The sequence below is a fragment of the bacterium genome (genome assembly GCA_021159335.1).
Classification (GTDB): domain Bacteria; phylum UBP14; class UBA6098; order B30-G16; family B30-G16; genus JAGGRZ01.
The window spans coordinates 47,146-59,674 of sequence record JAGGRZ010000085.1; the positions used below are offsets into that span (position 1 = coordinate 47,146).

12 protein-coding genes are annotated in these 12,529 nt (G+C 44.2%); 9 read left to right on the top strand and 3 right to left on the bottom strand.

All coding sequences use genetic code 11. The features are described 5' to 3' along the window. The 7 genes from J7J62_05140 to J7J62_05170 all read left to right on the top strand — a co-directional run bounded on the left by J7J62_05140 (position 1) and on the right by J7J62_05170 (position 7,039). On the top strand, positions 1–1,779 hold the full coding sequence (locus J7J62_05140; GenBank protein MCD6124537.1) for a TIGR03790 family protein: 1,779 nt from the start codon (positions 1–3) through the stop codon (positions 1,777–1,779). A 19-nt stretch (positions 1,780–1,798) separates the two neighbouring features. Then, positions 1,799–3,436, top strand: a complete 1,638-nt coding sequence (locus J7J62_05145) for a T9SS type A sorting domain-containing protein (protein MCD6124538.1) — start codon at positions 1,799–1,801, stop codon at positions 3,434–3,436. Further along, on the top strand, positions 3,433–3,843 hold the full coding sequence (tsaA, locus tag J7J62_05150) for a tRNA (N6-threonylcarbamoyladenosine(37)-N6)-methyltransferase TrmO (protein ID MCD6124539.1): 411 nt from the start codon (positions 3,433–3,435) through the stop codon (positions 3,841–3,843). Before J7J62_05145 ends, tsaA begins: the two co-directional genes overlap by 4 nt. 63 nt (positions 3,844–3,906) lie before the next feature. Then, complete coding sequence (gene hypB, locus J7J62_05155; protein ID MCD6124540.1) at positions 3,907–4,614, top strand: hydrogenase nickel incorporation protein HypB; 708 nt, start codon at positions 3,907–3,909, stop codon at positions 4,612–4,614. Positions 4,615–4,858: 244 nt separating this feature from the next. Further along, a complete protein-coding gene (locus tag J7J62_05160) occupies positions 4,859–5,320 on the top strand; it encodes a small multi-drug export protein (GenBank protein MCD6124541.1) in 462 nt (153 codons plus the stop codon). 83 nt (positions 5,321–5,403) lie between these two features. Next, positions 5,404–5,919: a CDP-alcohol phosphatidyltransferase family protein gene (locus J7J62_05165; protein ID MCD6124542.1), complete on the top strand. Its 516-nt coding sequence runs from the start codon at positions 5,404–5,406 to the stop codon at positions 5,917–5,919. Positions 5,920–5,929: 10 nt separating this feature from the next. Next, positions 5,930–7,039 carry an inositol-3-phosphate synthase gene (locus J7J62_05170; GenBank protein MCD6124543.1) on the top strand — a complete coding sequence of 370 codons (1,110 nt, stop codon included), beginning with the start codon at positions 5,930–5,932 and terminating at the stop codon, positions 7,037–7,039. 202 nt (positions 7,040–7,241) lie between these two features. On the opposite strand, the gene J7J62_05175 is transcribed toward J7J62_05170, so the two are convergent. From J7J62_05175 to J7J62_05185, 3 genes are all read right to left on the bottom strand, one after another. After that, positions 7,242–8,108 (bottom strand): peptidyl-prolyl cis-trans isomerase, encoded by an 867-nt coding sequence (locus J7J62_05175; protein MCD6124544.1) that lies wholly within the window; start codon positions 8,106–8,108, stop codon positions 7,242–7,244. Between the two features lie 120 nt (positions 8,109–8,228). Beyond that, on the bottom strand, positions 8,229–9,164 hold the full coding sequence (locus J7J62_05180) for a hypothetical protein (protein ID MCD6124545.1): 936 nt from the start codon (positions 9,162–9,164) through the stop codon (positions 8,229–8,231). A gap of 83 nt (positions 9,165–9,247) precedes the next feature. Next, entirely contained in the window at positions 9,248–10,174 is a 927-nt protein-coding gene (locus tag J7J62_05185) for a T9SS type A sorting domain-containing protein (GenBank protein ID MCD6124546.1), read from the bottom strand. A gap of 188 nt (positions 10,175–10,362) precedes the next feature. On the opposite strand from J7J62_05185, the gene dnaN reads away from it, so the two are divergent. Both dnaN and coaBC read left to right on the top strand, forming a co-directional pair. Further along, positions 10,363–11,478 carry a DNA polymerase III subunit beta gene (gene dnaN, locus J7J62_05190; protein ID MCD6124547.1) on the top strand — a complete coding sequence of 372 codons (1,116 nt, stop codon included), beginning with the start codon at positions 10,363–10,365 and terminating at the stop codon, positions 11,476–11,478. Beyond that, positions 11,478–12,529: bifunctional phosphopantothenoylcysteine decarboxylase/phosphopantothenate--cysteine ligase CoaBC (coaBC, locus tag J7J62_05195; GenBank protein MCD6124548.1), on the top strand; the 1,052-nt coding region annotated here is incomplete at its 3' end. The genes dnaN and coaBC, both read left to right, overlap by 1 nt.

Sequence of the window (12,529 nt, forward strand, 5' to 3'; positions counted from 1 at the left end):
ATGAAATTTTGGGTTCTTGCTTCGTTGATTTTGATAAGCATAACACTTGCCGATGATGACCCAAGGAAAGTACTTATAGTCTACAACACAGCTTTCCCGGACAGAAATGGAGATGGCATAGGCGACTCCCAAGAAGCAGCAGAATATTATGCCGCCAAAAGAGGTGTACCAGCAACAAATATTATCGGTCTTCCTTTGCCCAATTCCACATACTTTTCAAACTGGCGACAATTTTATGAGCAACTTGTCGTGCCTGTCAGAGCAAAGATTGATTCCTTAGGAGAGAGGAACATTTTCTACATTCTGCTTTCGTATGGCATTCCCGAACGAGTGAACACGCCAGCAAGTCCGCGTTCAATGCGAGGGGTTGACAATGTGCTATGTTTGCCGAGCATGCTCGATTCCGCCGGCACAGTTTTTCCAACATATTGGTATTATAATGTTGCCTACTTCGAGAGTTCCCCGACTCGTGGCAGCGACAGAGGACACTTTACCGGCAATGAGCGTTTGCTGGGGAACAGACTTTTTCTTGTTACCCGCCTCGATGGGATTGATGTCGAATATGCCAAAGGTCTCGTTGACATGGCGCTTTACGGAGAAAAATACATCTACCCCGACTCCGGCTATTACAACGGTATAGGCTATGTAGACACGCGATATGCGCACTACTCCGATAGCGTGCTTATAAGAGGATATCCATTCGGCTACGGAAGTTACGCGAGGGCTGATTCGTCCATGGCGTTCGGTAAGTTTTTTGTAGTAGACGCTGGATTCAAATTAATGTGGGAATATCACGAGACCGAGATAGGGGAATCGGGAGCAGTATTCGAGGACGGCACTTCGGCAGAATATGCACCCAATGCGCTATGGTATGAGGGTTGGTATAATTACAATAAATATCAGGACGCTTGGGAATGGATACCGGGTTCAGCGGCTTGCGACCTTAATTCCAACTCAGGCGCTCACATGCGCGATTCACTCGCTCGCTCATTTCTTACCAATGCGTTCAAGCGTGGACTAACATGCGGAGTAGGCTGTGTCGGGGAACCCTATCTATCTGGACACGCAAGACCCGAGGTCTTCTTGTATTACATGCTTAATGGATTCAATTTCGCGGAGGCATCCTATCTTTCGCAGCCAGCTTTACTTTGGCGGGCTATCCACATAGGAGACCCACTTTACAACCCTATGAAACCAAAAACACCGATTATAGATACGATACCACCGCCCATGCCCGCAATAACGCTTACATCCCGAGGCGACACTGCCAAAATAAAACTCGAGATTCCCACAAGTGCGGACAGACCCGAATTAATGAAAGCAAAAATAATTTATGGTCGCTCTCTTGCAGCATTAACCGATTCGACAGACTGGACACCATTGTGGCGAACAAGGCAGGAGATTGTGATAACCGGACTTATCCCTGATTCCATGTACTACTTTATCGTGACTATGAAAGACCCAGTGGGCAACATCAGCACAACAGCGGGCGATTCCTTCATATGTGGACGGGATGGGCTTGTTGGCATAGCTTCGAATGAAAAACTTCCAAAAAACATGAGGCTCATTGCTTATCCCAATCCATTTAACACCGCAGTTCGCATAAAAGCCCCTATTGGCGCGACCATATCGATTTATTCAATAGATGGAAGAGTTGTTGCCACATTCAGCAGGAACGAAATTATATGGCATCCAGAAACCAATTCGAGCGGCGTTTATATAGTAGCCGCCAAAAAGGGAAAGACAGTAAAAAGAATTAAAATAATGCACATAAAATAACGCATAAGTAAAAGCAATGATGAGAAAAGTAGCTATTATTCTCATGTTAGCACTCGGAGCAGTTTTTGGGCAGGTCTCAGACATCTCCCTAAGACTTCCGAAGGAATTCTTAAACGAGCATCACTCAGCGACCAACGCTAATGTCAGGATGCACTTTCACTTTGATTATCAAGACACGCTGAACGACTCCGCCTCACTTTCTGTCGACGGCGCTATAGTTTATGTTTCCGTGGATACAGGTTCCACATGGATTGCATGCACAGCAGCAGTAATCGGAACGCTTGGATACGACTCCACATATCATGCTACCTACGATTCCAATCCACCATCTGGACAGGTTCTCTACTATTACAAAATGTGGGACGATAGCAGCGTTACTTTCTGGACACCGTGCAATACTGAGGACAGTTTTCCACCACCGCCAAACCTTCTCGTGCACATAATGCTTGACCCAGCGAACGACGCTGATTCGGTTAAGCTCCCTTACAGCAGCGGAAAGAATTATTACATATGCACAAACCTCAGAAACTACTGGGTCGGATACTCAACGGAGAAGTGCTACGAAAAAATAACAGTACAGGGTGGCGGATTCCCTCATAGCCACTCAGTAACGGTTACCAACCCCAACAGCTGCCCCTCGTGGGCGCCATACAGAAATATATCCATAACAATCTATCACATGTACATTTTCCCCATATACAACCCCAACGCACTTTACCCTGACTCCATATTTTACGCAGCGGTTAAAGGCAATGTTAATATAACATTTCTTGGAGTGGGCGTTCATGTCTACACCGGGCTTTACAAAATAACCAAACCCGGTCCGGGAGCCTCTACAAGCGACTATCTTTCAGCATACACACGAATAGGAGATATCGATACATTCGTTTCAGGGGATACGCTGGTCATAAGCTTTAACTGGGACTCACTAACCTCAGACAGTGCCTTCGGTGACCTCGACTCCTCCGACTTCGTCGTTCTGGGATGCGGTATAGCATCATTTTACATATTCAACAGCGACCCAAGTTGCTGGTTGCCATCAATACCCGATACATACTATTATGTTCTTAACGACGCCTCAAAATCGGCGGGTATGTATCTTCGCTCAGGATGTTATACCGTAGCACCATCTGATTCACCCTCATTAAATAACTACTACGCTTCACTTACCGATTCTGGCACTACATTTTTCTGCACCTATTACGACCCTAACGATGACATTCCGGTAATAAGGCAGGTCATAGTTGGAACCGATACATTCGACATGGGCTCAACAGATCATTCATATCAGGATAGCGCACAATTCGTCGTGGCAACGGATAGCTTTACTTCTGGCAGCACATTTTATTTCCGCTTTTCCGATGGCGCCAATGTCGTGACCACAGACACATTAACACTTAGGGTAAGCGAAAATAGCGAAAGACCAGATAATTTTAGCATAGAAGTAATCCCAAACCCATTCAACAGAAGCTGCAAAATAATCAATCCAACAGGATGTTCACTAAGAATTCTCGACATCAGCGGACACATTGTAGCAAAACTTTCAGGGGAGGAAATTACATGGCAACCCCAGCCAGACCTTCCAAGCGGGATTTACTTTATCGAAGCAAAACACAGTGGTAAAACATTGATTAAACGGCTTGTGTTGCTGAAATGATGGAATTTGAGGAAATTTGTTATAAACCTATAGGAGTAATTCATTCGTCATTCAAATCCACCGATGAAACACCCTATCAGCCTTACGCAGGCTCTGAATTTACTGCCTGGGTGGAAATTTACAAGCCTTACATCGAAGCTATCGAAGGGCTCGAGAGACATAAAATGATAATTTTGGTCTGCCATCTCCATGAAGTTAAAGAAAAACCTTTGAAGGTTATCCCACGCAATAAATCTTCTGTGCAGGGCGTTTTTTCCACACGCTCACCTCGACGACCCAACCCAATCGCTATTTCGAAAGTAGAGCTTGTAGAAGTAAAGGACAACAAAGTCATCTTTCGCGGTGTCGACCTTATCGACGGAACGCCGGTTCTGGACATAAAGCCTGCTTTGGATGAAAAGTTTTAAAATTAGTGGTTGCGCTTGCTGGTTTGCGAAATATTTTCCAACATAGACAGAAGGAGGATAAACATGTGCGAGCATTGCGGAAATCATAATAATAGCCACGAAAAAGAGAGCGTTGCGAGTTTCACGATAAACAAGGATATACTAAGCAAAAATGCCGAGATAGCTGCCCACAACAGGGAAATGCTTGACCGATTTGGAATAACGATGATAAACATAGTTGGGTCACCAGGTTCCGGCAAAACAACGCTGCTTGAGAAAACCATTCCCGCGATAAAGAACGAAATAAAAGTTGCAGTCATCGAGGGCGATGTTGAGACCAGCAACGATAAGGAAAGAATAGAGAAACTTGGGATACCTTGCTATCAAATAAACACTCACGGCGCCTGTCACCTTGAAGCGGAAATGGTTCATAAGGCTTTGCACGAACTTTGTCTTGACGAAAGCTACAATCTTGTCTTTGTCGAAAATGTTGGCAACTTAATTTGTCCCGCCGACTTCCCTCTTGGGGAGGATTTCCGAGTCGTGGTTCTATCCACCGCCGAGGGAGATGATAAGCCCGAAAAGTATCCGGAAATTTTCTTTGGCTCGGACGCTGTCATTCTTTCCAAAACAGACCTTATCGAGCACCTCGATTTCGACCTTGATAAATGCAGGGAAAGACTTCTGCGTGTGAACCCTAAAGCTAAGCTGATAACTCTATCAGCTAAAAACGGAAAGGGAATAGATGAGTGGTTATCGTGGCTTTCATGGGCGATAACGAAACCCCGCTGATTGTGGATAATACTTAGTTTTGGCGCTACTTAGAATTTTAGGAAATATGAATAAAGTTTGAAATAATCTATTATTCGAAGAAGAATCGGGTAAATGTAGCAGGGAGAACACGAAATGATGCTAATTCAATAATTTTTCCAGAACAAATAAGTGTTAATAAAAACGATTATTTTTTATTGACATCTAAAAAATTTAAACTTTTATGAATGGTTAGTCATTATGTGAACAAGCAGTTATATATGCGATGAAATTTTGGCACATAATAACATTGGTTGGGATTCATCTGATATTAGGCAAAAAGGCTTCATTCCCCTACGGCGCCGCGGTCGGAATAAACACATTGGATATCTCGCTGATTGTGATTATCACTGACTTTCTGGAGATCCCCTTTTACAATATGGTTTTTACAGGTGCAACCGACAAGATAAAATTGCTCAAATGGCTCCACAACAAACTGGACTACAGAAAATCAAAGCTTTCCGAGAAAAAAATATATTGGTGGTTTCGCAGAGCAGGTGAGTTTGGCGTATTTCTGATAACGGTAATCCCCGGGGCAGGTGGAGTTCAAACCGGAACGCTTTTAGCTCATTCGCTTCATATGAAAAAGTCAAAATCATATCCGATACTCGCGGTGGGCTCTGTGGTGGGATGTATAATATTTGCTCTCGGGTTTAAGGGACTACTTAAACTAATAGGGTTGAAATGAATTTTATCTCTACATACGCAAAAATATGCGAATCAGCGGTAAAACCTTTGTCAAAAATTGGAATCACGCCCTCAACAATAACAATGCTGTCACTTTTTTTCGGGTTGATATCAGGTTTTCTCATCTACCGGGGAAACTTTATCGCTGCATTGGTATTTCTGCTATTTTCAGGAATCTTTGATAGTTTTGACGGTGCACTGGCAAGGGTCTCTGGGCGCACAACAAAATTCGGTGCCGTTCTTGACTCTACTGTTGACAGGATCGTGGAGTTCAGTCTTGTTATGGGAATTTTCCTGTTTATTTCGCACACATCACCTCAAAATACCCTAAAAGCAGCGGTATTATCAATGATTGCATATTCCGCATCGGTATGGGTCAGCTATGTCAAAGCCCGAGCGGAAGGCGTCGGAGTATCGCCTGCAGTGGGAATTCTCCAGCGAAGACACAGAATAGCTTTGTTTTCTCTAACTCTTCTTCTGTCAGCGATTCTAAAAAATTGGGCAGTAACAACATTTTTTTATCTTCTTTACATCCTTACTGCAGGATGTATGATAACATTATTTCAACGGCTTTTGAGAACAAAAAAACTTCTCCAATAGGAGGTGACAAATGGATTCAGAGGTCCGTGTGGCAATCGTGGGCGTTGGGAACTGCGCAAGTTCACTCGTGCAGGGAGTGTTTTACTACCAGAACGCCGGAGATGAGGAGTTCATCCCGGGGTTAATGCATCCCAATTTAGGCGGGATAAGAATCAAGGACATCAAATTTGTGGCAGCCTTTGATGTGAACTCCACAAAGGTCGGCAAGGACCTCTCCGAGGCGATTTTCGCTCCACCAAACAACACCACAATCTTCCACCGTGATGTGCCGAACCTCGGCGTCCCGGTTATGAAGGGTTATGTGGGCGACGGAATCGGAGAATACCTCAAGGATGTGGTCAAAATCGCTCCCGGCGACCCGGTGGATGTGAGGCGTGTTCTTGAGGAAACCCGGGCAGATGTGCTGATAAACTACCTTCCCGTAGGCTCGGAGGAGGCGACAAAGTGGTATATCCAGCAGGCGCTTGATGCCGGCGTGGCGGTGGTCAACGCCATCCCGGTGTTCATCGCCAGAGACCCGCAGTGGCGGCAGAAATTTGAGGAGAAAAACGTCCCTATAATAGGCGATGACATAAAATCGCAGGTGGGAGCGACAATTCTTCACAGAACGCTGGTGAATCTATTCATCGCCCGGGGGATGATTGTTGACAGGACCTATCAGTTAAATGTGGGCGGGAATACCGACTTTCTGAATATGCTTGAGCGCAAGCGGCTCTCAACAAAGAGAGTCTCCAAAACTTACGCCGTCACCTCGCAATTTGAGCGCGCAGGGATACAAATCCCCGAGGAGAATGTGTATATAGGTCCATCGGACTATGTGTCGTGGCTGAAGGACAATAAGGTGGCATACATAAGGATAGAGGGACGGCATTTCGGTGATGTGCCGATGACCCTTGAGTGCCGGCTGTCGGTTGAGGATTCGCCGAACTCCGCCGGCGTGGTCATTGACGCAATAAGACTTCTGAAACTGGCGAAATTAGCAGGCATCGGCGGCGCCCTTGAGGGACCATCAGCATACCTGATGAAATCGCCACCCGTCCAACATGACGACGAAACAGCCCGCAAAATGGTGGAGGATTTCATAAAAAAACACAGAATTGTAAAGAATACAAAGCAATGAACACCGTTTTTAAGGAAAATCCCAATTGTATCTTTTCGCAGGGTAGTATCGTAGTAAATATGTCATAAGGAATTAATTTTTTTCTTGACAAGTTTTTTGGCATTAATATTTTCTACATTCCCCTCCTGTCCCACCCCCCTGATATGGAGCGCGGGTTTATCCCGCGCTTTTTTATTATTAAATGTTTTTTATTGGAAACGCATTACCTTTGACTTTCAAGAGGAACGCTTTGAAGAACTCTATTATCTATGGAGATTTTCGCCTGCATCCAGAGTTTGTTCTGATAGGCATCCATAGCCATCCTGCCAGCGCGCTGGGAAAGGTATGACTTTATGCGGTCTTTAACCTCATCAAAACTAAGATGTCTCGGTGGTTCCTTTTCAATAAGCTTTAAGATGTAATATGTACCGCCTATTTCTATCGGCTCCGATACCTCACCAGGCTTCAGCTTTTTTAACGCCTCAACGACCTTTGGTTTTAACCTGTTCTCGTAAATCCAGCCCGCATCACCGGACCTATTGTCCCCAACGCCTGGATATTTCTTGACGGCATCGTCCCAGCTTATGCTTCCATCTTTAAGTTTCTTTGAAACCTGATAAGCCAAGTCTTTGTCCGCAAAAACTAACTTCGCAAAGTGATAATTAGTCGTCACATCGAAGATTGAATCGTTAGCCTCGTAGAACTTTTTTGCCTGTTCATCGGTAACTTTCTGTCCAGCCTGCCGCGCCACCTGATTAAGAAGCACGCGAGCGTATATATCTTCCGCATATCTTTGCACCTCGCGCTTAACCGAACTAAGCGTATCTATACCGAGCTTTTTAGCCTCAGCTATGAGAAGCTTTTTCCTTATAATCGAATTCAACACCTCAGTTCGCCCAGCAGGTCCCTGAAGAACTCTTTGTTTGGCATCAGCAGAGAGCCGTCTGAATTCCGCCAGAAAGTCTCCGACCGTTATTTTTTCACCGTTAACCTCGGCTATAACCTCATCGAGATTCGGCGTGGTCGTCCCCTGCGCGAACAAAACCCCGAATGCGCTGAGAATAACCGCTGCTAAAATAAAATACCTCATCAAAACCTCCTTTTTTAGCTATAATTCTTACAAAAATAGGAATGGCTGGCTAATATGCAAACCAAATTAGAAGATTAGAGCCAAATTTCTTAATTTCACTTTAATCTTCATTCCCAAAAATCATTTCAGATATACCGCTTTCTTCGTGATAATAAGACCATTTTGGAAAACAAATCGGAAGAAATATACCCCGCTTTCATTTTTGCCGTCAGGATTCCAGACAGCCTGCCCATTCTTTAATCTAATCATGTCAATGCACCTTCCCCGTACATCGTAAATTCCAACGATACTTTCTGCCGGGGCTCTTATCCTGCATGAGGAATTAAACGGGTTCGGAGAAATTCCAACAACTTGGTTCGAACGGGGCAAATCAACTCGATTTTCCTCTACACTGCTTACCGAATACGATATTAAATATGAATATTCGTAATCCCCCGTGGATGGGTCATAGTCAGTCGATTTTACCAAACCCACATTCCTCGCAAGCCAAAAATTCATTATCGCATCAGTATACATTGTGTCATAAACCACAACTCCGCCAGCCCTAGCTGTAAAATGAACATACTGACTATCAAGCACTCTTACGCAATTTCTGAATATTCCGGCGGGCACGCTAACATCCTCTAGCCCTTTTATTCTGCCAATTACTTTTAAAACATGTGTGAAATTCATTGAAGCTGAATCCCATGATGTGTCCATGGTGAAAACAAACCAGCTATCCCCTACTGAAAATGTGGTTGGAAGTAATTTTAGAACTAATGATTCTTCAGGTTTTATAGCATAAATACCGTCTGGACGAATCTGAAAAAGTAATGAATCCGTCATACCTTCGGAAAATTTGATTCCCACATATGTCGTGTATCCTGAGACTACCGTCTCGAAAATTATGCTGGTATGAGTAGTATCAATCACTACTGCTGATGAATCTATATAGTTCCAATAAAAGCCTACACCAAGCGGGAAATAACTCCTTGCATCGAAGATTATTTGGCTTTCTATGGCAAGCATAAAAGAAGTAAAAAATAAAAGAATAACGATAACCCTAAATTTTAACATAAAATCACCCCCTTAATTTAAATACGGTTATTCTACCAAGAATTTTTAAACTAAAATCTCGATCGCTTCCCAAAAATACAATATTACTTGATGAATATCACTCTGGCGGACGCTCTTACTTTTCCATCTATATCTGTACTTATGATGTAAACCCCGCTGCCAATACCATCTTTTGGACGCCAAACAGCCGAACCGTTTTCGGACTTTAGCGATTCAATAAGCTTACCAGTAACATCGAATATCTCGATCTTGGCTCCCTCAGGAACCCTTATGAAACACGCTGAATTAAAAGGATTGGGCGACACAATAAGGTCATTGTTAATCGGTTTTGCCGGGCTTTCGCTCACTTCTGCGAAGGAATGCGAGAGAAGTACTCTAAATTGGTCCGGGGACATACCAGTTATGTCGTGGCCTATAGAGCGAACAACACCAATGTGCCGGGCATACCATACCTCTACAAGGTTTCCTCTGAATGTAGTATCAAGGAACGGCACACCACCAGAAAGAACCTGAAGATGAATTTCACCATCGGAAATAACCTTTATGCAATCGCTGAAAGAACCGGCAGGAACTGTAACATCCTCAAGTGTTTCAGCATGGCTCTCAACATCCATTTGGATATGATATGTGAATCCCGCTGAGTCCCAGCTTGAATCGAGAGAAAACATCGCCCATGAATCACCAATGCGAAATGTAGCGGGTAAAATTTTCGTAGCACCCACTAATGTAATGTTATAAATGCCATCGGAACGAATCTGGATTAAGGATGTTTCAGCGGTATCCGCATAGGTATAGACAATCACATATGCTGGCCCACCCGGAATCGTGGTGTCATCGACGATAGTATGAATTACTGTGTCGATACCAATTGCCGAAGAATCGAGGTAGTGCCATGTGTAGCCTACCCCAAGCGGTAAGTAATCTGTTGCTCTGAACTCAAGCTGTGATGCGAAAGCAAACGAAAGCCATAAAAAAGTGAAAGCTATAACCAAGCAAGCTTTGTTTCTCATTTTCCACCTCCAGAATTTATAACTCTAAATTCAAATTATCGAGGTCTAAGTCAAAGTCAACATCAAATCCGCAGTAAAAATAAGCTTTATTGCTCAATTGATTTTTCTTGTTAAGTTCGTCCATTTCGATTTTATTTGAAATAAAGCGTTAAAACATTTACTTTATCCGATGATAAAAGGAGGAAAAAATGAAGGTATTAATATCGCGCAATGAACTATTGGACGCGGTATCAGCAGTCAGTTCAATAATCCCTGCACGGTCAACCCAGCCGGTCCTCGCGAACATACTTATTTCCACTGGCGAGGACAAGCTAACGCTTACCGGAACGGACAGAGAGCAAAGCCTTTTCATAAATATGCCTGCAGAAGTTGAGGAACCGGGTTCGATAGCTGTGGGAGCGAAAATGCTTTCGGATGTTATTCGCGCCATGGATGATGCCGACATAAGACTGGAAACAGACGACCTTCACCTAAACCTTCTCCAGGGACGGCACAGAATAAAGCTTCCCGGCGTTAGCCCACAGGACTTTCCAGAAGCTGAAATAGTAAGCGCACCAACAGTGGTTTTCACGCTGCCCACATCATCACTCGTCGAATACCTCGACCTGACCACCTATGCTATGTCAACATACGCTGCCAGACCCTCACTCGCCGGGCTTTTATGCCAGTTTTTCCCGGAGGAGCTAAGAATGGTAGCTACCGATGGTCATAAACTTGCTCTCCTTAAGAAGCCTCATACTTTCGAACTCGAGGAAAAGCTTGAGCTCTTCATTCCCGAAAGAGCAGCTACGAGAATAAGCTCGCTTATATCAAAGACTGTGGCAGACGAGGTTGAAATAGCTGCGGGCAACGGCGCAGCACAATTCAGCGCCGATAACTTTAGATTCCAGACCAAACTTATCTCGGAAAAATTCCCCGACTACGAAAGAGTAATACCTACCGATAACGATAAAATAATGATAGCTGATAAAGAGGAACTCATAAAGTGTGTCAAGTTGATGACAATTATAGCTAACAAGTTAACCTCACAGATAAAATTCACGCTTTCCAAGGGCAGCCTCGAGCTTTTCGCTCAGGACCTCGACACAGGTTCCGAGGGCACAGATGTTATAAGTGTTGACTATGATGGCGAACCTTTAGAGATTGGTTTCAACGGTAAAATGCTTCTCAACTTGCTCGAACACATCCCTGCGGAGAATGTCAGATTCGCCATGCTCAATCCTACCACAGCATGCATAGTCGAGCCATTGCCCCAGCCTGAAGAGTACAAATATCTTTCGTTAATAATGCCAATCCGAATTTAATGGGCATAGATGGTGCAAAAATAATTCTTGGAACGACAGGCTCGATAGCGGTTTACAAAGCGGTCTGCCTTGGAAGGGAGCTTATAAAAAACGGTGCCGAAGTTAGGGTTATAATGACCGAAAACAGTGCCCGCTTCGTGAGCCCCATGACTTTTCGCTCGGCGTTGTCAACAAAGGTTCTTGTTACTTCGTTTGAGGACGATGAGGAGTATCACCTTGCCCATATAAAATGGGCCGAGTGGGCAGACTTGATACTAATAGCTCCTGCAACCGCCAATTTTATTGCTAAAGCAGCCAACGGTATTGCTGACGACCTTCTATCAACGACACTGCTTGCCGCACGCTGTCAGGTGGTATTCGTGCCAGCTATGAATACATTTATGTACCTAAACCCTGTTACTGTCCAAAATATAAGGAAACTTGAGGAACTGGGCTACTATGTGATGCCTACCGAAAGTGGTGAGCTCGCTTGCGGTGAACTCGGCGCAGGAAGATTCCCCAAAACGAAGAAAATAGTGGAATACATCGAGGATATACTTATCAGGCGTAAAAAACTTAAAGACAAAAAAATCCTTATAACCGCAGGCCCAACAAGGGAGTACATCGACCCTGTTCGCTTTATATCAAATGCTTCAAGCGGGTTTATGGGAGTTGCGCTTTCGGATTCAGCTATGCGCATGGGAGCGTCAGTAACGCTTATTCATGGTCCCATATCCGTGCCCCCACCCCCAGTGAAAGCAATCGAGGTAACAAGCGCCGACGAAATGTATGAAGCTGTGCTTTCCGAATTTGGGAAGTGCGATGTCGTGTTAATGGCAGCTGCCGTTGCCGATTTTTCCCCACAGACCCAATACGAACAAAAAATGAAAAAAGAAAACAATAATACCGTAACAATAACGCTCAGCAAAACCCCTGACATACTCGCTGAACTCGGCAAACGAAAAAAGAATCACACCCTTGTGGGTTTCTCGCTCGAAACAGAAAACATTATTGAGAACGCGCGAAAAAAACTTTTCGAAAAAAACCTTGACCTCATAATCGCCAATAAACC